We start from the raw sequence: 17922 nt of genomic DNA on the forward strand, positions 1-17922 counted from the left end.
GCGCTCTGGGCAGGGGTGGCGCGCGGCGGCGCGCAGGGCTTACGACGCGTTGCGATGCGCCCTGCGCGAGGCCGGCTGCGACGTCGTCGTCGCGGACGGCGCGCCGGGGTTGCCGGACATGGTTTTTCCCGCCAATGCCGGCATCATCCTGGACGGACGGGCGCTGCTTGCCCGTTTCCGCTATCCCCAGCGCCGCGGCGAGGAGGCCGCCTTCCTGGCGGTTTTCGAGCAGCTGCGCGAGCAGGGGTTGCTAAAGGAAATCGCCCGGTTTCCGCCGGGTTGTTTCCAGGAGGGCGCCGGCGATGCGATCTGGGATGTGAATCGCCGGTGCTTTTGGGCTGCCTACGGTCCGCGTTCCGCGCGCGAGTCGTTGGCGCACATTGCCGACTTTTTCGACCAGGAAGTGGTTCCCCTCGAGCTGGCTTCGGAGCGGTGCTATCACCTGGACGTGTGCTTCTGCCCGTTGAGCGGGGGAGAAATCCTCTACTATCCCCCCGCCTTGACGCGCCCCGCGCTGCGCCGCCTGCGCGAGCGCGTGCCGGTCGACATGCTGCTTGCCGCGTCCGACGAGGACCTGGGCCGCTTCAGCGTGAATGCGGTCAACGTTGGCAGGCGGATCGTAATGGCCGCGCCCACCCCGCGCCTTGGGTCCATGTTGCGCGAGCGCGGGTACTCGGTCATCCCGGTCGATCTGGAACCGTTCAAGATGTCGGGGGGCGGCGCCTATTGCATGACGCTGCGGCTCGATCGCTCGAGTTTGCCCGCGGTTGCGGCGCGCGTGGGCGACCGCGAGGCAGCCTGGGCCTGAACGGCATGATGGCGAAGCGCTGCATGCCGGCGGCCGTGCGACCGGCGTTTGCCCCGCGGTTACATCCTGATCCAGCGCCGCTTGGCCATCCAATGCAGGAGCAACCCCGCGACGAAGCCGGCCGCGACGTTCCACATGCACAGTGCGGCGGTCGCAAGGGTAATGTACCGCTCGTTCTTGTCGGCGGGTAGCACGCTGCTGCCCAGCGCCAGCTGGGCACCCGTCAGGAACAGGATCACTCCGAGGATCGCCAGCGGGAATACCTGGAATAGCAATGCGACGCCGGAGCTGAAAAACAGCGCCAGCGCGAGCAGGATGACGCCTAGTATGACGACCGCGCCTCCGGTGCGGGCGCCGAAGGCCACGTGCCCTGCCATGCCGCCGGCGCCGTGGCACATCGGTACGCCACCCGCCGTGGAGCTGACCAAGTTCATGATGCCGGTGGAAGTGGCCAGGCCGTTTTCCGTGACCGGACGGTGAGGGAAGAGGCGATTGTTTTCATCCTTGATCGCAATGACGGCGTTGCCCAGCGTAAGTGGGACCTGGGGCAGGGCGAGCAGCGCCACGCCGACCATCAGTTCGTTCCAGCCGAGCTCGGACAGCGCGAACCGGGGCGAGGGCAGTCCGACAGGCGCTTGCGCCAATTCGTGCAAGAGGTGCGGCTGGCGCCATAGGCCGACGGCCGCGCCAAAGGCCAGCAGCACGAACATGGCCGGGAACGTCCGGTTCGCCATCAAGAGAAGGGTGCCCAAACCGGCAATCGCTGCGATCGGCCAATCGTTGTGCATCATTTTCACGCCTTCCAGCATGAAGCCAAAGCCCAATCCCAGTGTGATTCCTAGTACGACGGCGGGCGGCACGGCCCGCGACAGCCGGGTGGCCGCGCCGCTCAACCCGAGGAAAAGCCAGATTGCGCCCGTCGCGAGGGCGGCGGCATAGACGGCGCCCGGCGTGACGAGCGCCGTTTGCGCCGCTTGCGTCACGGCGACGGCGCCGATGGCCTTCATCGGCTGCACCGGGATGGGCGTCTTGTAGTACAGGCCGCAAGCCAGCATGCACAGACCGAAGCCGAACAGCACGCCGAACGGGTCGAGCTTCAGCACGCCGATGTAGGCAGCCACGAACGGGATGAGCGTGCCGAGATCGCCGAAGGCGCCTGCCCACTCCATGCGATCGTAGCGGTTGCCCGTTGCCGCATCCGGCACGGAGCGGCTGGACGGTTCGTGCATTCGTGCCTCCAAGTTTGAATCGGAACGAGAAGCCGCATTGTCGGCTAGCGGCGAATGCATGTAAACGACATGCAGGCGCCTGCCGGACGGCCCCGTGCGAGGTCCTGAAGCGTTGGGTCAGCTGGCCTTGCGCAAGGTGAAGTTGATGCGCTTGGCTCCCAATGCCGGGTGGTGCGCTTCGCGCAGCGGCAGGATGCCGTGGTAGCGCAATCGGTCTTCGCCTCCCCAAACGACGACGTCGCCGTGGAACAGGGGATGGCGCCCGGGACGGTCCGTGCGTGAATGTCCCCCGAACAGAAAGACGGCTGGTATGCCAAGCGATACCGAAACGATGGGTGCACTGAAATCGCGTTCGTTGCGATCCTGGTGCAGCGCCATGCGCGAGCCAGGCAAGTAGCGGTTGACCAGGCATGCGTCGGGACGAAAGCCCGGAAATCCCGCCGCTTGCGCCGCCCGTTCGGCAAGCGAAGCGAAGATGGCCGGCATGGCAGGCCAGGGCCTGTCCGTCATCGGATCGAGACGCGTGTACCGGTAGCCTCGACTGTCGCTGACCCAGCCCCACTCTCCGCAGTTGGTCAGGGCCACTGACATGGTGCGTCCGCCGGGAGTGGCCATGTGCCGGAACGGCGCTTCCGACTCGAGCATGGCCAGGGCTTGCATCAGTTGCGGCGCGTCAGGCAGGGCCAGGCCCCGCAGGATGACGGATCGCCTGCCTATAGGCTCCACGGCGGAAGAGGCGGCAGTGAAATCGAACAGGTCGAGGTTCACGAAAACGGTGCCGGAACCGGCATTGGGCTATCGGCTTACCATCATAGCGCTCTGCCGTTGCATGTTTAACGGCAAGACACGCGCAGGCGGCACCAGGGTGCACACTAGGACTTCAAGGAAACCGAAGCGAGGTCTTGCATGCCTGACTCGACAACACAGCGCGAACGGATGGTCGCGCACCAGCTAGCGGCGCGGGGCATCCGCGGCCCGGCCGTGCTGGCTGCCATGCGTGCCGTGCCCAGGGAGCGTTTCGTGCCGCCGGAACTGTCCGGTCTTGCCTATGAAGACACGCCGCTGCCCATAGGGGAGGGGCAAACCATTTCGCAGCCTTACGTCGTTGCACTGATGGCCGAGGCGGCGCGTTTGTCGCCGCACGACACGGTGCTGGAAATCGGCACCGGGTCGGGCTATGGGGCGGCGGTATTGGCGCAGCTTGTGGCAAGGGTGGAGACGGTGGAGATCCGGCCTGCGCTGGCCGCCGCGGCACGGGAGAGGTTAAAGGAATATCCGCAGGTCACCGTGCACCTGGCCGACGGCAGCTTGGGCTTGCCCGGGTGTGCGCCCTTCGACGCCATCCTCGTTTCGGCCGGCGGGCCCACAGTGCCGGAAACTTGGCGCGAACAGTTGGCGCCCGGCGGCCGACTGGTCATGCCGGTCGGACCGAGCCGGGAGCTACAGCGATTGGTCAGGATCGTCAGGTGCCCGGACGGGGCCTTCAGCCAAGAAGACTTGGGCGCCGTACGGTTTGTCCCGCTGATAGGGGCCCGGGGCTGGGACGGTTCCTGATCCCGGATCGGACGTCTCTCAACCCCAGGCCGCGCCCAGTTCGCACACGATTTGCGCCGCCGGGGCTTCGCGGCAGCCGCTGGCATTCTGGCCACACCACAAAGGCGAGAAGTCTCCCGAGCCGCGCGCTTCGGCCTTGGCCCGCAGCGGCGCGACGGCGGTGGTCGCCAGCGGGAAGGCCGGCGCCAGCGGAGACAGGGGGCCCAGCTCGCGCATGATGCGGTTCACGATGCCGCGCGCGGGGCGGCCAGAGAAGAGGTTGGTCAACGCGGTGTGGGCCGCGGCGGGGCTCTTGAGTGCGGCGCGATGCACTTCGCTGGTCGTGGCTTCGGGCGCCAGCAGGAAGGCGGTGCCGGCCTGCACCCCGGCGGCGCCCAGCGCCCGCGCGGCGGCAACCGTGCGCGCATCGGCAATGCCGCCGGCGGCGATCACCGGCACGCGCACCGCGCGCACGATTTGCGGCAGCAGGGCAAAGGTACCGGGTTGATCGTCGACATCATTACTCAGGAACATGCCCCGGTGGCCACCGGCTTCAAAGCCCTGCGCGATGATGACGTCTGCCCCGTGATCTTCCAGCCAGCGTGCTTCGGCAACGGTAGTGGCCGACGACATGACCTTGGCGCCCCAGGATTTCACCCGCGCGACTAGGTCCGGGGAAGGCAACCCGAAGTGGAAGCTGACGACCGGTGGCCGGAATGGCTCGACGATGTCGGCGATTTCCGGGGTGAAGGGCGCGCGCCCGGGCCCGGGAGGGATGTCATCCGGGTCGATCCCGAATTCCGCGTAGTACGGCGCCAGCGCGCGCCGCCAGGCGGCCTCCCTGTCCGGGTCGGGTTCCGGCGGCGTGTGACAGAAAAAGTTCACGTTGAATGGCCGGCTCGTGCCTGCCCGCAGCGCCTCCAGCTCGCGCCGCAGGGCGTCCGGGCCGAGCATGGCGCACGGCAGCGAGCCCAGGCCTCCGGCGTTGGAGACGGCGATGGCGAGCGCGCTGCCTTGGGACCCTGCCATGGGGGCCTGGACGACGGGAAATTCGATGCCGAGGAGAGATTGCAAATTCATGACTGGGCAGGGAATAGGGGAAACGGGAGATGCGGGGATGCCCCTCGGCGGGTGGGCAGCAAATCCGCCAGCGTGTAGCCGTCGAGGTGTTGGAGAAAGCGTTGGAGCGCTGCGCCCAGAATGCCGGTGAGGCGGCAATGCCCGGCCAGGGCGCAGCTGGCGCCCGGGGCGTGGCAGTCGACCAAGTGGAAATCCGGTTCGAGCGCACGAATGACTTCACCCAGGCCGATCTCGGCCGGTGCGCGGGCGAGCCGCATGCCGCCACCTTTGCCACGGATGGTTTCGAGATAGCCGAGCTGGCCTAGCCGGTGGGTGACTTTCATCAAATGTGCTTCCGAAATACCGTGCGCCTCGGCGATTTCGGCGATGGTGCAGAGCCGCCCGGGGTAGCAGCCGACGTACATGAGCAGCCGGAGCGCGTAATCGCTGTGCGTGGTCAGGCGCATGGCAGGGGCAATTCGCGCGCCAGCTGCTCTGGATGGCGCTGGGTCTGGTAGCCCAGCCACAGGCTTTGCGCAATGCGGCGCGCCATGGCTTGGGCGCGGTCGGCCATCGCCGCATTCTCCTGTTCCCGGGCCGTTTCGCCGAACAGTTCCAGCCACCGGAGGAACAGGCTTTCGTCGAGACCGGGAAGCGCGGCGTGGCGCGTCATCGGCGTGCCTACATAGCGGCGGGTGCCGCGCAGCATGGACGACCAGAAGTCGGTGAGCTTGGCGAGGTGATGATCCCAGTCGTCCACGTGGGCTTCGAATATGGGCCCCAGCCGCGCATCCTGGCGGACTTTGGCGTAGAAGGCCGCCACGAAGCGGGCGATTTCTTCTTCCGTGCAGAGGTTGGGGTCGAGCATGGCGTCATCACAATAAAGATATATTTGAAATATATCTTAAGGCGCGGCGAAACGAAACACCTCGCGGCCCCGCGTGCCGACCGGGAAGAGAATTGCTACAGTATGTAGCGCTTTCATCCCCTCGTTATTCCATGTCGACTCTGGCCTCGTTTTGGACTCAAGCTATCGCGTGGGTCAGCACCCATCTCGTCGAACCGGCGATCGCGTTCCTGCACATCGCCGGCAGTGCCGGCGACCCGCTGGAGATCTCCGAAGCGTTGCTCATCGCGATGCTCCAGCTGTTCATCATTGGCTGCATATTTCGGCCGCTCGAGAGCGTCGTCCCGGCCGAACAATGGGCCGACCGGCGCCTGACGCGCGTGGACCGTCTCTATACGCTGTTGATGTTGCTGGGGCTGTTCCCGCTGTTCAGCTATCTCGTGTTGACGCCGTTCGCCAACATGCTCGGCAGCCTGGGGAGCGATGCCGCGGCCCAGGCCCCGGCCTCATCCGGGCTCAAGCATTGGGTGCCCTGGTTCGAAGAACATCCCTACGTCCTGTTCCTGGTCTATTACGTCGTCTACGACTTCGTCTATTACTGGATGCATCGGGCCCAGCACGCCATACCGTGGTGGTGGGCGCTGCACAGCATGCACCACAGCCAGCGTCAAATGAGCTGCTGGACCAATGATCGCGGCAGCTATATCGACGGAGTGCTGCAGTCGTTCATCCTGGCCACGGTCGGGCTGTTGATGGGAGTGGAGCCCTCGGAGTTTGCGCTGCTCGTGTTGCTGAGCGAGCTGGTGCAGAATCTTTCACACACCAACGTGCGCTTCGGCTTTGGGCGCATCGGCGAAAAACTGTTGGTCGATCCCAAGTTCCATCGCCTGCACCACATGGTTCGCGATCCGGAGCGGCCCTCGCTGCACAATTGCAATTTCGGCCAGGTGCTACCCATTTGGGACATTCTTTTCGGCACGGCCTTGTACGGTGAAAAGGTCCGCCCGACCGGCGTCAGCGACCCCATGGTCGACATCGATAACCAATATGGGCTGGTCGGGCAGCAATGGGAGGCGGCCAAGCGATTCTGGGGCGCCGTGCGCCGGCGAGCCGGCTGGAAGCTGGGCGAGGTCTCGTTCGGCCCGGATTATGCACCCATCCCGAGCGACGAGGCGGTGCACCTGCCCGAGCGCGCGCACGCGCCTGGGCTCACGGGCGTGCCAGGTGCCATACGCCGTTGACGCCATCGCCGGTCCGGTCGCCGGGCGCCTTGTCCTTGACCCAGAAATACAGGGGCTTGCCCCGGTATGCCCACTGGCGGCTGCCGTCTTGGCGGGTGACGACCATCCAGTCTCCATGGCGCTTGGCGTCCGCGGGGGCGGCCAGCGGCGGCCAGTTCTGCGCGCAGGCGCCGTTGCAGGCGCTTTGCCCGACCGGATCGCGGTCGAAGGTATAAAGGCTCATGCCGTTCGGCGCCACCAGTATGCCGTCGCTGATTTTCGCCGGTTCGGTCACCATGAGCGATGAGCACCCCGCCGCGAAAACGGCGCTGGCGCATGCTGCACGGAAGAGCGTTGTGACCATGATGCCTCCTCGAGAGATCCACGCGTCGCGGCAGCCGTCGACACCGATGGCAGCCGGCAGCGCCACGCAGGCAAGGCCAGAAGTGCATGCCCATGGGGGCAATGCTACGTCGCCTTCAGCCTTCAGTATGGTCGGCTTTGGACCGTTCTCCCACCCGGGCGGGCGAGGCGTTTGTAATGGATTGCAACCCCGCTCCGGGCCTTGTTTCCAAGCATGTCGGCCGGAGGGATCTTGCCGGGGCGTAGGTCATAATGCCCGAAATTCTCTAAACCCAGCTCATGAAAAGCGAGTCCACATTCTTCGAATGGTTGGGCAGTGCGCTCGGCGAGGTCATCCGGACCATCGTCGCGGCGCTCAAATCCGTGTTCGGGGGCTTCGGGGAAGCCGTAGGCGAGTTCTCGTCCGGTCTTGCCGATGCCCTGGGCATGAGTCCGACTTTGTTCAATTTTGCCCTCCTGGTGCTGGGGATGCTGCTGTTGTACGCCGGGATCCGGGCGTTGCTTAGCCGGTCCATCCTCGGGGCGCTCTTCTGGTTCTTCTTGGCGGCCCTGCTGCTTGGGGGGCTGATCGGCGAGAACGGCGTGTCCACCTGAGCCGTCGCGGGCCGGGCACGGTTGCGGACCGGCCGGAATTGCGGTGTCATGTAGGCGTCCATTGCAAGGTAGGTGCATGCTTCCCATCCTCATTCTCCAGACCGGCGGTCCTCCCCAGGCCGTCGGCGATGTCTACGGTGGTTTCGACCGCATGGTCAGCGAGGTGGCCGGCCTGGACCCGGCTGGTCTTGTGCGCGTGGCCGCCTATAAAGGTGAACGGCCGCAGGCGCCTACGCGCTACCGGGCGGCCTTGATTACCGGCTCGCGGGCCAACGTAACCGATCACGCCCCATGGAGCGAAGCGTGCGCGGGCTGGGTGCGCGATGCCATGGACGCCTCGCTGCCCCTCTTCGGCATTTGCTATGGCCACCAGTTGATCAGCTATGCGCTCGGCGGGCGCATCGACTACCTCGAGGGAGGGCGGGAGATCGGCACCCGCCCCGTGGAACTGACCTCGGCGGCGCGCGAAGACCCACTGCTGGCCGGCATGCCGGCCATGTTCGCCGCCCATTTCATTCGGGAACAGGCGGTGCTCGAACCGCCGCGGGGTGCGGTCGCGCTCGCGGTCAATGACCGGGATCCTCATCAAATGCTGCGATACGGCCCGAATGCGGTGTCGGTCCAGTTCCATCCGGAGTTCACTGCGCCTATCATGCGGGCGTATTTCGACGTCATGCGTTCCGGTTTGGACGCTGAGGGCATCGACGTGCAGGCCTTGCGCGCGGGCGTCGCCGAAACGCCGGCTTCCCACGCCATCCTGCGCCGCTTTTTCGAGTCGACGGGCACGATTCCCGGTGCCGGAAAGGCATCTGCGGCCGCCGCCTGACGCGTCGCCCTTTACCCCGATTACCAAGGAGACAGCCTGCTTATGCATGCTCGTTGCGTGAGCCGGCCTGCGAGCCGGTTCTTATCGGCTTTGGGCGCCGGCATGGCCTTGATGGCCGCGGGCCCATCCCATGCCCAGGCCGAACTCTCCGCTTGCCTTGCCAAGCTGAGGCAAGATGCGCCGGCCCATGGCATCCAAGTCGCTGCGTTCGACGCCTACACGCGTGATGCCTCCTTGCTCGCCTCCACGGTGGCGGCGGCGCGCTCCCAGCCCGAAGGCCAAGAAACCTGGTGGGATTACATCGCCAAGACCGTCGACGAAGAGCGCGTCGCGGACGGCCGAAAGCTGATGCAGGCGCAGGCCGGGCCCTTGGCCCAGATTGCTGATCGCTATGAAGTCGATGGCGAAGCGCTGGTGGCCATTTTCGGCATCGAGACGAACTATGGGACGCAGCTGGGCAGGACGCGGGTGCTCGACGCCTGGTTGACGCGGGCTTGCACCGAGGGCAAGCCGCTATGGATCAAGAACGTCTACGCCTCGGTGCGACTGCTGAGCGAAGGCCGGGTGCAGCCCGAGAGCTTCGTCGGCTCCTGGAGCGGCGCCTTCGGCATGACCCAGTTCATCCCCACGTCGTTTTACGAACTGGCCGCCGACGGGGATGGAGACGGGCGGATAGATTTGTACGGGTCGCTACCCGATGCGCTGGCGTCGACCGCCAATCATTTGCGCAAGCGGCGCGCGCGGTGGACGCGGGGGTTGCTGCCGGTCATCGAGGTCAAGCTGCCTGCGGCCGTGGCAGCGTCCGTGCCGATGGGAGAGGAGTTCGCCGGCACGGCGCGCCGCAGCCTGGCAGAGTGGGCGGCGATGGGCGTGGCGCGGGTCGATGGCGGCCGGCCGGACCGGACGCGTGCGGACGAGCCCCTGCCGGAGTCGCCGGCCCAACTGTTTGCGCCCACCGGCGCCCAGGGGCCAGTATTCCTGGTCACCCGTAATTTCGACGCGATCTTGAGCTACAACGGATCGCGCAAGTATGCCTTGGCAGTCAGCTTGCTGATCGACAGGCTGCGCGGGGAGCCGGCACTCGCAACCCCGTGGCCCACGGACGATCCGGGCCTGTCCCGTGCGGAAATCCGCGAGCTCCAGTCGTTGCTGCTGGCCCGTGGCCATGATGTCGGCACGCCCGACGGCGTTCTGGGCGCGCGCACCCGCGGCGCGGTGGCCGCCGAGCAGGCGCGCGCCGGCCTGCCGACAGACGGCAGGGTCGGGCGACGGATTCTCGAAACCCTGCGGCAGACCTCCCTACCGCATCCGGAGCAGGGGCCGCTGCCGCAGTCCCAGTCCCGGAGCGGTGCATGACGGCGGGCATCCTTTCCATAGACATCGGGGGCAGTGGCTTGAAAGCTGCCGTCATCGACGACGAAGGTAAGCGCATCAGCAAGCGCGTGCGCGTGCCCACCCCGCGCCCGTGCCCCCCGGGCCTGTTGGTCGAGAAAGTGGCACGCATGGTGGCCAAGCTGGAGGGATATGACCGCGTTTCCATCGGCTTTCCTGGCATGATCCGCAACCAGCGCGTGCTGACGGCGGTCAATCTTCATTCAGACGAGTGGGCCGGGTTTCCCTTGGCCGAGGTGTTGGGCGAGCGTCTCGGGTGCCCGGCGCGGATGATCAACGACGCTGACATGCAGGGCTACGGACTCGTGCGCGGCGTCGGGCTTGAATTCGTCATGACGCTCGGCACCGGTGTCGGCACGGCCTTGTTCCGGGACGGGAAATTGATGCCGCACATGGAGCTGGCCCACCATCCGATCGAGGGCAGGAAAACCTACGAGGACTACCTGGGTGCCGCCGCATTGCTCGCGGTGGGCGAAGCGCAGTGGAACCGCCGCCTGCGCAAGGCGCTGGGCCTGATCGACATCCTGCTCAGGCCCGACCACGTGTTTCTCGGGGGCGGCAATGCGCGCAAGGTAACGATCGAGCTGCCGCCGAACGTCACGGTGGGCTCGAATGCCGCCGGGATCAGCGGCGGAGCCGCGCTCTGGCGTGATTGGGACTCAGTCCGGTCATAGCGTACGCCCCTTGGGCGAAGGCGACTGTGCGATCCTGCTTCGTCAAGGCAGCTCCGCCGGGTAGCCATCGAGCGCGAGCGAGACCTGGCGACGTATGTCCCATTCCGCCAGCGTCGCCTGTACGGCGCCGTAGAACACGCCGTTCCTGACTACGAACATCGAGGGTAGGTGGAAGACTTCGTAGCGTTCGACCAGTCCTTGGTTGCGGCCGGCGTCTATCCAGCAGAGGCGGCGTACCGGCAGGCTCATGTCGGGAAGGCGGGCACGCGCCATTTTGCAATTGGCACATGTGGCGCTGGTGAACACCAGCAGCGAGGTGCCGGGGGCGTCCAGCAGGAAACGGTCTGCAGTGCCGTCGTCGAGTTCGATTTGTTCCATGAAACGAGCGTAGCCTTTCGGCTGCGCGCAGAGGCCATGGGCGACAATATATCGGATATCGGATTCTTCGCCCGACCCGACCCACCATGCACGACGAAAAACGAGACTCCAGGCCCGCGCGTTGCGTTTGGGCCGGCAATGATCCGCTTTACATCGCTTACCACGACGAAGAATGGGGCCGGCCCGTCGCCGACGATACGGCGTTGTTCGAACGCATCAGCCTGGAGGGGTTCCAGTCAGGCCTGAGCTGGTTGACCATTTTGCGCAAGCGGCCTGCGTTCCGGCGCGCCTTTGCCGGATTCGACATCGATGCGGTGGCGGCTTTCGGTCCCCGCGACGTGGAGCGTTTGCTCGGGGACCCGGGCATCGTGCGCCACCGAGGCAAGATCGAAGCGGTCGTCAACAATGCCCGGCGCGCCGTCGAGCTGCGCGCCGAGGCGGGATCGCTGGCAGCGTTCCTGTGGCGCTACGAACCTCGAACCGAGTATGCCGGGCCGCCGCGGAGCGAGTCTCCCGAGTCGCGCGCGTTGTCCAAAGAGCTCAAGCGGCGGGGGTGGCGTTTCGTCGGGCCGACCACGCTCTACTCGCTGATGCAGGCGGTGGGCATGGTCAATGATCACGGCCCGCATTGCATGTGCCGCCTCGAGGTCGAACGCCTGCGCCAGGCCTTTGCCCGGCCGGCGGACGGTGCAGCCTAGAAAACGCTTTCCGCTTCGTTGTGGTGTTCGACGATAGAACGCACCGTGTGCGGGACCGGTCTGCCGGCGAATTCGCACTCGTGCGAGACGTTCGCGGGGCAGCCTTCGATCAGCGGGCAGCGGTCGAAGAGTTCGGCCACCCAGTCGACGAACACCCGCACCTTGGGCGAGAGGTGGCGGTTGTGCAGGTAGACGACCGAGATGGGCATGGGGGAAGGGCGCCAGGCGTGCAGCACTTCGCGCAGCTGGCCCGACTCTAGGTAGGGTTGCACCATATAGCGCGGCGGCTGGATGAGGCCGAAACCCTGGAGTCCGCATTTGACGTACGCTTCCGCGTCGTTCACGGCGACGACGCCGTGGACTTTCACTGCGGTGGGCACCCCGTCGATGACAAAATCCCAATCGATGGCGCGACCTGTCCGGGACGAAAAATAGTGCACCGCCCGATGATGCTTCAAATCCTCGATCGTACGAGGTTCGCCGTAAGTCTCCAGGTAGGACGGCGCCGCGCAGGTGAGGCTCTCGTAGGTGGCGATGCGCCGCGCGACGAGCGAGGAATCTTGCAGCTCGCCAACGCGAATGGCGCAATCCACCGCCTCCTGAACGAGGTCTGCGGGGCGGTCACTCATGCCGATGACGAGCTCGATGTCCGGATAGCGGGCGTGAAACTCGCACAGCGCCGGAATCAGTATCGACCTTCCGATACAAGGCGGCGTATCTATCCGTAGGCGTCCCTTCGGCCCGCGCGACACGTCGCGGAAGGAGGATTCCGTTTCTTCCAGGTCCGCCAGGATGCGCTTGCAACGCTCGTAGTACGACGCGCCGTCCGGCGTGAGGCTGATCTTGCGGGTGGTACGGTTGAGCAGCCGAACCTGTAGCAGGCGTTCGAGGTCGCGGATCGTGGTGCTGACGGTGGCCCGGGGCAGGCCCATGCTATCGGCCGCCAGCGTGAAGCTGTTGGCTTCCACGACGCGGGTGAAAACCTGCATGGCTTGGAATCTGTCCATGGAGCCTCCTGATTGGTCCTCGGGATTGTTCGTCGAGGACGAATAGTGTTAGCAGAATGGCGGGATTTATCGAGACCACGATAACACTCAAAATCGGTCATCTCCCAAGTTGCCTACACGAAATCGAGGTTTTTCCATGTCTCTCATTCGTAAACACGCGCGGCTAGCGCTGGTGCTGCTCGTCTTACTTGCTGCTGCTGGCGTGCTGGCCGTTGCGCGCCTGCCGGCCCAAGCGGGCGATGCCCAGCCGCCCGCGCCGCAAGCGGCGGTGGTTGACGTTGCGAAAGTCGTTCGGCGCACCATCATCGATTGGCGCAGTTACTCGGGGCGGCTGGAGGCCGTGGATCGGGTGGAGATCCGGCCGCTCGTGTCCGGCACGTTGACTGCCGTGCACTTCCAGGATGGCGCCATGGTCAAGAAGGGCGACGTGCTGTTCACCATTGATCCGCGGCCCTATGCCGCGGAGGTGGCGCGCATGGAAGCCCAGCTTGCGGCCGCCAAGGCGCGCCAGGCCTATACGGCGTCAGAGCTGGCTCGCGGGGAGCGCCTGCTGGCCGACAATGCAATCGCCAAGCGCGATTTCGAGGAAAAGCAGAACGCGGCGCGCGAGGCAGCGGCCAACTTGCAGGCAGCCCAGGCGGCGCTCGCGGCGGCTCGCCTCAACCTGGAATACACCCGCATCAAGGCGCCCGTGAGCGGACGCATTTCCCGTGCGCTCGTGACGGTGGGCAACGTGGTCGCTGCAGGCGCGGCCTCCGCGCCGCTCACGACTTTGGTGTCCACCGAGCGCCTATACGCGGCCTTCGACATCGACGAGCCGACTTACCTGAAGATCGCCCGGGCCAGTCGCGCGGCGGGCGGGGTCATTCCCGTCTCGATGGGGCTTGCCGACGATGAAGGGTATCCCCGCCGGGGAACGGTCAGTTTCATCGACAACAAGCTGGACGTGACCTCGGGCACCATACGCGTGCGGGCGATTTTCGACAATCCCGACGGCCAGTTGATTCCGGGGCTGTATGCGCGGGTGCGCGTGGGGACCGGACAACCCCGGGATGCGCTGCTCATCGACGATCGCGCGGTTGGTACCGACCAGGACAAGCGTTTCGTGTTGGTGCTGGACGAGGCCAATCGCACGCGTTATCGCCAGGTTCGGCTGGGGGCGGTGACCGAAGGGCTGCGCGTGGTAGAAGCCGGCTTGGAGGCGGGGGAGCGTATCGTCGTCAACGGGTTGCAGCGCGTGCGTCCCGGCGAGCCGGTCGCCCCGCGCCTCGTCCCCATGGCCGGCGCCGGCGGGAGCCTGGCAGGCGAGCAGCCTGCCAGCGGCGAGGGCGGTACGCCCGAGCATGATCCGGCGATTCCGCTGGCCAAGCGCGTCTGAGGCAGGCGGACGATCATGGACATCTCCAAATTCTTTATCGACCGGCCGATCTTTGCCGGCGTGCTCTCCGTTCTCATTTTGCTCGGCGGCGCGCTCGCCATGTTCCAGTTGCCGATTTCCGAGTATCCCGAGGTCGTGCCGCCTTCGGTGGTGGTCAGGGCGCAGTACCCCGGCGCCAATCCCAAGGTGATTGCCGAGACGGTCGCAGCACCATTGGAGGAAGCCATCAACGGCGTCGAGGACATGCTCTACATGCAGTCGCAGGCAAACAGCGACGGCAACCTGGCGGTCACGGTGACGTTTCGTCTCGGCATGGATCCTGACAAGGCGCAACAATTGGTACAGAACCGGGTTTCCCAGGCGTTGCCACGCCTGCCCGAGGACGTGCAGCGGCTGGGCGTGACCACGCTCAAGAGTTCCCCGACGCTGACGCTGGTGGCGCACCTGATCTCGCCCGACGATCGCTACGACATGACGTACCTGCGCAACTATGCCCTGATCAACGTCAAGGACCGCCTGGCGCGTATTCCTGGCGTTGGCGAGGTGCAGCTATGGGGCGCTGGAAATTATTCGATGCGCATTTGGCTCGACCCGCAGAAAGTGGCACAGCGCGGGCTCACGGCCTCAGATGTGGTGGCGGCCATACGCGAACAGAACGTACAGGTGGCAGCCGGCGTGATTGGCGCTTCGCCCAATACGTCCGACGTATCGCTGCAGTTATCGGTCAACACCCAGGGCCGCCTGCAGACCGAGGCCGATTTCGGAAATATCGTGCTCAAGGCTGCACCCGATGGCGGCGTGACGCGGCTATCCGACGTCGCGCGCATCGAGCTGGCGGCCGCCGAGTACGGCTTGCGCTCACTGCTGGACAACAAGCCCGCTGTGGCGCTGGCCATCATGCAATCGCCCGGGGCCAACGCGCTGGCCGTCTCGGACCAGGTGCGCGCCGCAATGAAGGAAATCGCCGAGGACTTCCCGCCCTCGGTGGAGTACAGGATCGTCTACGACCCGACCCAATTCGTGCGCGCGAGCATCAAGGCGGTCGTTGCCACGCTGCTGGAGGCGGTCGCGCTGGTGGTCCTAGTAGTCATCGTTTTCCTGCAGACGTGGCGCGCTTCCATCATCCCGCTGCTGGCGGTGCCGGTGTCCATCATTGGCACGTTTTCGCTGCTGCTCGCCTTTGGCTACTCGATCAATGCGCTGTCGCTGTTCGGCATGGTGCTTGCCATCGGCATTGTGGTGGACGACGCCATCGTGGTGGTGGAGAACGTCGAGCGCAACATCGCGGCGGGGCTGACGCCGCGCGAAGCGACTTACCGCGCCATGCGGGAGGTGAGCGGACCCATCATCGCCATTGCGCTGACGCTGGTCGCGGTGTTCGTGCCACTCGCGTTCATGACAGGGTTGAGCGGCCAGTTCTACAAGCAGTTCGCCATGACGATCGCCATCTCGACGGTGATCTCGGCGTTCAACTCGCTGACCCTGTCGCCGGCGCTGTCGGCCTTGCTGTTGAAGCCTCATGGCGCGGAACCCGACGCACTGAGCCGCGCGATAAACCGCGTGTTCGGCGGCTTTTTCCGGCGCTTCAACGACTTGTTCGGCCGCGCCTCGGTGCGGTACGGGCAGGGCGTCTCGGGCGTGATCTCGCGCAAGGCATTGGTGATGGGCGTCTATGCCGTGCTGCTGGCTCTGACGGCCGGTGTCTCGGCCATCGTGCCTGGCGGGTTCGTGCCCGCACAGGATAAGCAATATCTGGTGGCCTTCGCGCAATTGCCCAACGGCGCATCGCTCGATCGCACCGAAGCGGTCATTCGCCGCATGTCAGACATCGCCCTCAAGCAGCCGGGCGTGGACAGCGCCGTCGCCTTCCCAGGACTGTCGATCAACGGTTTCACGAACAGCTCCAGCGCGGGCATCGTGTTCGTATCGCTCAAGGATTTTTCCGAGCGCAAGGGCAAGGATTTGTCGGCCGATGCGATCGCGAACGCGCTGAACAGGCAGTTTGCCGAGATCCAGGAGTCATTCATCGGCGTGTTTCCTCCGCCGCCGGTCATGGGGCTGGGCACGCTAGGCGGATTCAAGCTGCAGATCGAGGATCGCGCCGCACGCGGCTACGCCGAATTGGATGCCGCGGCGAAAGCTTTCGTGGCGGCGGCGCAGCAGGCGCCCGAGTTGGGGCCGACCTTCACGAGCTACCAAATCAACGTGCCGCAGCTGGAGGTTGAACTCGATCGCGTCAAGGCCAAGCAGCTCGGCGTCGCGGTGACGGACGTGTTCGACACAATGCAAATCTATTTGGGTTCGCTGTACGTAAACGATTTCAACCGTTTCGGACGCGTCTACCAAGTGCGTGCGCAGGCTGACGCGCCGTTTCGCGCGCACCCCGACGACATCCTCGCGCTCAAGACGCGCAATGCCGCGGGCGAAATGGTGCCGCTGTCTTCCCTGGTGCAGGTGCGCCCGGCCTACGGCCCGGAGATGGTCGTCCGCTACAACGGCTATACCGCGGCGGACATCAACGGCGGGCCGGCGCCAGGTTATTCGTCGGACCAAGCCCAGGCCGCGGCTGAACGCATCGCCGCACAAGTGCTGCCGCGTGGCATGAAGCTGGAATGGACGGACCTCACCTACCAGCAAATTCTCGCGGGCAATGCCGGGGTCTGGGTGTTCCCCATCAGCGTGCTGCTGGTGTTCCTCGTGCTCGCGGCGCTGTACGAAAGCCTGACCTTGCCGCTGGCCGTGATCCTGATCGTGCCAATGAGCATCCTGGCCGCGCTCACGGGAGTCTGGCTGACGCGGGGGGACAACAACATTTTCACGCAGATCGGCCTCATGGTGTTGGTGGGCTTGGCGTCCAAGAATGCGATCCTGATCGTCGAGTTTGCGCGCGAGCTCGAATTGCAGGGCAAGTCCGTGGTGCAGGCGGCGATCGAAGCCAGCAGGCTGAGGTTGCGGCCGATCCTGATGACGTCGATTGCGTTCATCATGGGCGTGGTGCCGCTGGTGTTTTCCAGCGGCGCAGGCTCCGAAATGCGCCAGGCCATGGGGGTCGCGGTGTTCTTCGGCATGCTGGGTGTGACGCTCTTCGGATTGTTCCTGACACCGGTTTTCTACGTGGCGCTGCGCATGGCCGCCGGCTCGCGCAAGCTGCATTCGGCAACCCACCGCGACGCGCCCATCACGGCTGCCACGGCGCAAAGGGGGCACGCATGAGACGGGAGGACACGATGCAGACGCACAAACGCGGGTTGGGCCGCTTCTCTGCACTGCTGGTGGCCTTGGCGCTGGCAGGATGCGCCACGGCGCCGGATTATCGGCCGCCGCGGCCGGACGTACCGGCAGCCTTCAAAGAGGCCCAAGGCGGGAACTGGAAGGTGGCGGAGCCGGCCGAGGCCGGACATCGCGGCCAGTGGTGGAAGATCTTCGGCGATCCGGTACTGGACGAGATGCAGGCACGTGCCGAACAAGCGAACCAGGACCTCAAGGCCGCCGCGGCGCGGCTTGCGCAGGCGCGGGCGAGGTTGGGCGAGGCGAGGGCGGATCTTTATCCCGGCGTGGGCGTGGGCGCCGGCCCCACTCGCCAGCGGCCGTCTCCTGCCTCGCGGGGGCTGCCGGCAGACGCCTCGACCTCCGCGTCCACGCTGTGGCGGGCGCAGGCCGCGGTTTCGTACGAGGTGGATTTGTTCGGCCGGATCGCTTCGGCCGTAGAGGCCGCCTCGGCCGCAGCCGAGCAGGGCGAAGCGTTGTTGCGCTCTGTCCAGCTCGCCTTGCAGGCGGATGTGGCCCACGCCTACTTCCTGGTGCGCGAGCTTGACGCCGGACAACAGCTCTACGAGGGGACGGTCGCTTTGCGCGAACGTACCCTGGCGCTCATCCAGCGCCGCTACGACGAGGGGGACATCAGCGAACTGGACCT

General features: G+C 65.8%; 19 protein-coding genes. 11 read left to right on the forward strand and 8 right to left on the reverse strand.

Annotation, left to right across the window (positions count from 1 at the left end; all coding sequences use genetic code 11):
• Nucleotides 1-808 (forward strand): dimethylarginine dimethylaminohydrolase family protein (locus tag IRZ12_RS07435; protein WP_296466513.1); only part of this gene is annotated, 808 nt, incomplete at its 5' end.
• Between the two features lie 59 nt (nucleotides 809-867).
• Here the strand turns inward: IRZ12_RS07435 and IRZ12_RS07440 are convergent.
• Nucleotides 868-2037, reverse strand: a complete 1170-nt coding sequence (locus IRZ12_RS07440) for a putative sulfate/molybdate transporter (RefSeq protein WP_296466516.1) — start codon at nucleotides 2035-2037, stop codon at nucleotides 868-870.
• Nucleotides 2038-2154: 117 nt separating this feature from the next.
• Nucleotides 2155-2805 (reverse strand): DNA oxidative demethylase AlkB, encoded by a 651-nt coding sequence (gene alkB, locus IRZ12_RS07445; protein WP_296466519.1) that lies wholly within the window; start codon nucleotides 2803-2805, stop codon nucleotides 2155-2157.
• A gap of 138 nt (nucleotides 2806-2943) precedes the next feature.
• On the opposite strand from alkB, the gene IRZ12_RS07450 reads away from it, so the two are divergent.
• A complete protein-coding gene (locus tag IRZ12_RS07450) occupies nucleotides 2944-3591 on the forward strand; it encodes a protein-L-isoaspartate(D-aspartate) O-methyltransferase (RefSeq protein ID WP_296466522.1) in 648 nt (215 codons plus the stop codon).
• Nucleotides 3592-3609: 18 nt separating this feature from the next.
• Here the strand turns inward: IRZ12_RS07450 and IRZ12_RS07455 are convergent, their stop codons facing one another.
• The 3 genes from IRZ12_RS07455 to IRZ12_RS07465 are packed head-to-tail and all read right to left on the reverse strand — an operon-like array spanning nucleotide 3610 to nucleotide 5497.
• Nucleotides 3610-4650, reverse strand: coding sequence for a nitronate monooxygenase (locus IRZ12_RS07455; protein ID WP_296466525.1), 1041 nt, complete (start codon nucleotides 4648-4650; stop codon nucleotides 3610-3612).
• Nucleotides 4647-5096 (reverse strand): Rrf2 family transcriptional regulator, encoded by a 450-nt coding sequence (locus tag IRZ12_RS07460; RefSeq protein ID WP_296466527.1) that lies wholly within the window; start codon nucleotides 5094-5096, stop codon nucleotides 4647-4649. Before IRZ12_RS07460 ends, IRZ12_RS07455 begins: the two co-directional genes overlap by 4 nt.
• Complete coding sequence (locus tag IRZ12_RS07465) at nucleotides 5087-5497, reverse strand: group III truncated hemoglobin (protein WP_296466531.1); 411 nt, start codon at nucleotides 5495-5497, stop codon at nucleotides 5087-5089. The genes IRZ12_RS07460 and IRZ12_RS07465 overlap by 10 nt, the downstream gene beginning before the upstream one ends.
• Nucleotides 5498-5628: 131 nt before the next feature.
• Here IRZ12_RS07465 and IRZ12_RS07470 point away from each other — a divergent pair, with 131 nt between their 5' ends.
• Nucleotides 5629-6717 (forward strand): sterol desaturase family protein, encoded by a 1089-nt coding sequence (locus IRZ12_RS07470; protein ID WP_296466538.1) that lies wholly within the window; start codon nucleotides 5629-5631, stop codon nucleotides 6715-6717.
• Here the strand turns inward: IRZ12_RS07470 and IRZ12_RS07475 are convergent.
• Nucleotides 6686-7060 carry a hypothetical protein gene (locus IRZ12_RS07475; protein WP_296466541.1) on the reverse strand — a complete coding sequence of 125 codons (375 nt, stop codon included), beginning with the start codon at nucleotides 7058-7060 and terminating at the stop codon, nucleotides 6686-6688. The two genes, IRZ12_RS07470 and IRZ12_RS07475, sit on opposite strands and share 32 nt — an antisense overlap.
• Before the next feature lie 278 nt (nucleotides 7061-7338).
• Between IRZ12_RS07475 and IRZ12_RS07480 the strand changes: the two genes are divergently transcribed.
• From IRZ12_RS07480 to IRZ12_RS07495, 4 genes are all read left to right on the forward strand, one after another.
• Nucleotides 7339-7653: a hypothetical protein gene (locus IRZ12_RS07480; protein ID WP_296466544.1), complete on the forward strand. Its 315-nt coding sequence runs from the start codon at nucleotides 7339-7341 to the stop codon at nucleotides 7651-7653.
• A gap of 76 nt (nucleotides 7654-7729) precedes the next feature.
• Nucleotides 7730-8479 carry a glutamine amidotransferase gene (locus IRZ12_RS07485; protein ID WP_296466547.1) on the forward strand — a complete coding sequence of 250 codons (750 nt, stop codon included), beginning with the start codon at nucleotides 7730-7732 and terminating at the stop codon, nucleotides 8477-8479.
• 42 nt (nucleotides 8480-8521) lie between these two features.
• On the forward strand, nucleotides 8522-9835 hold the full coding sequence (locus tag IRZ12_RS07490) for a lytic murein transglycosylase (protein WP_296466551.1): 1314 nt from the start codon (nucleotides 8522-8524) through the stop codon (nucleotides 9833-9835).
• A complete protein-coding gene (locus IRZ12_RS07495) occupies nucleotides 9832-10545 on the forward strand; it encodes an ROK family protein (protein WP_296466554.1) in 714 nt (237 codons plus the stop codon). The genes IRZ12_RS07490 and IRZ12_RS07495 overlap by 4 nt, the downstream gene beginning before the upstream one ends.
• Nucleotides 10546-10587: 42 nt before the next feature.
• On the opposite strand, the gene IRZ12_RS07500 is transcribed toward IRZ12_RS07495, so the two are convergent.
• Entirely contained in the window at nucleotides 10588-10923 is a 336-nt protein-coding gene (locus IRZ12_RS07500) for a thioredoxin family protein (protein ID WP_296466557.1), read from the reverse strand.
• Nucleotides 10924-11009: 86 nt separating this feature from the next.
• On the opposite strand from IRZ12_RS07500, the gene IRZ12_RS07505 reads away from it, so the two are divergent.
• Nucleotides 11010-11621 carry a DNA-3-methyladenine glycosylase I gene (locus IRZ12_RS07505; protein ID WP_296466560.1) on the forward strand — a complete coding sequence of 204 codons (612 nt, stop codon included), beginning with the start codon at nucleotides 11010-11012 and terminating at the stop codon, nucleotides 11619-11621.
• Here IRZ12_RS07505 and IRZ12_RS07510 read toward each other — a convergent pair.
• Nucleotides 11618-12628 (reverse strand): LysR family transcriptional regulator, encoded by a 1011-nt coding sequence (locus IRZ12_RS07510; protein ID WP_296466563.1) that lies wholly within the window; start codon nucleotides 12626-12628, stop codon nucleotides 11618-11620. The genes IRZ12_RS07505 and IRZ12_RS07510 overlap by 4 nt on opposite strands.
• A gap of 136 nt (nucleotides 12629-12764) precedes the next feature.
• On the opposite strand from IRZ12_RS07510, the gene IRZ12_RS07515 reads away from it, so the two are divergent.
• From IRZ12_RS07515 to IRZ12_RS07525, 3 genes are all read left to right on the forward strand, one after another.
• Nucleotides 12765-14006: an efflux RND transporter periplasmic adaptor subunit gene (locus tag IRZ12_RS07515; RefSeq protein ID WP_296466567.1), complete on the forward strand. Its 1242-nt coding sequence runs from the start codon at nucleotides 12765-12767 to the stop codon at nucleotides 14004-14006.
• Nucleotides 14007-14021: 15 nt separating this feature from the next.
• Nucleotides 14022-17219, forward strand: a complete 3198-nt coding sequence (locus IRZ12_RS07520; protein WP_296466569.1) for an efflux RND transporter permease subunit — start codon at nucleotides 14022-14024, stop codon at nucleotides 17217-17219.
• Nucleotides 17220-17233: 14 nt separating this feature from the next.
• The coding region (locus IRZ12_RS07525; RefSeq protein ID WP_296466573.1) for a TolC family protein at nucleotides 17234-17922 on the forward strand (689 nt) is incomplete at its 3' end.

The sequence above is a fragment of the Pigmentiphaga sp. genome, assembly GCF_019689535.1.
GTDB lineage: Bacteria > Pseudomonadota > Gammaproteobacteria > Burkholderiales > Burkholderiaceae_B > Pigmentiphaga.

Bases quoted from the DNA above. Each gene is read 5' to 3' on its own strand.
- IRZ12_RS07440 (WP_296466516.1), bottom strand. From the start codon at position 2,037: ATGCACGAACCGTCCAGCCGCTCCGTGCCGGATGCGGCAACGGGCAAC.
- IRZ12_RS07450 (WP_296466522.1), top strand. From the start codon at position 2,944: ATGCCTGACTCGACAACACAGCGCGAACGGATGGTCGCGCACCAGCTA.
- IRZ12_RS07455 (WP_296466525.1), bottom strand. From the start codon at position 4,650: ATGAATTTGCAATCTCTCCTCGGCATCGAATTTCCCGTCGTCCAGGCC.
- IRZ12_RS07460 (WP_296466527.1), bottom strand. From the start codon at position 5,096: ATGCGCCTGACCACGCACAGCGATTACGCGCTCCGGCTGCTCATGTAC.
- IRZ12_RS07465 (WP_296466531.1), bottom strand. From the start codon at position 5,497: ATGCTCGACCCCAACCTCTGCACGGAAGAAGAAATCGCCCGCTTCGTG.
- IRZ12_RS07470 (WP_296466538.1), top strand. From the start codon at position 5,629: ATGTCGACTCTGGCCTCGTTTTGGACTCAAGCTATCGCGTGGGTCAGC.
- IRZ12_RS07475 (WP_296466541.1), bottom strand. From the start codon at position 7,060: ATGGTCACAACGCTCTTCCGTGCAGCATGCGCCAGCGCCGTTTTCGCG.
- IRZ12_RS07480 (WP_296466544.1), top strand. From the start codon at position 7,339: ATGAAAAGCGAGTCCACATTCTTCGAATGGTTGGGCAGTGCGCTCGGC.
- IRZ12_RS07485 (WP_296466547.1), top strand. From the start codon at position 7,730: ATGCTTCCCATCCTCATTCTCCAGACCGGCGGTCCTCCCCAGGCCGTC.
- IRZ12_RS07490 (WP_296466551.1), top strand. From the start codon at position 8,522: ATGCATGCTCGTTGCGTGAGCCGGCCTGCGAGCCGGTTCTTATCGGCT.
- IRZ12_RS07495 (WP_296466554.1), top strand. From the start codon at position 9,832: ATGACGGCGGGCATCCTTTCCATAGACATCGGGGGCAGTGGCTTGAAA.
- IRZ12_RS07500 (WP_296466557.1), bottom strand. From the start codon at position 10,923: ATGGAACAAATCGAACTCGACGACGGCACTGCAGACCGTTTCCTGCTG.
- IRZ12_RS07505 (WP_296466560.1), top strand. From the start codon at position 11,010: ATGCACGACGAAAAACGAGACTCCAGGCCCGCGCGTTGCGTTTGGGCC.
- IRZ12_RS07510 (WP_296466563.1), bottom strand. From the start codon at position 12,628: ATGGACAGATTCCAAGCCATGCAGGTTTTCACCCGCGTCGTGGAAGCC.
- IRZ12_RS07515 (WP_296466567.1), top strand. From the start codon at position 12,765: ATGTCTCTCATTCGTAAACACGCGCGGCTAGCGCTGGTGCTGCTCGTC.
- IRZ12_RS07520 (WP_296466569.1), top strand. From the start codon at position 14,022: ATGGACATCTCCAAATTCTTTATCGACCGGCCGATCTTTGCCGGCGTG.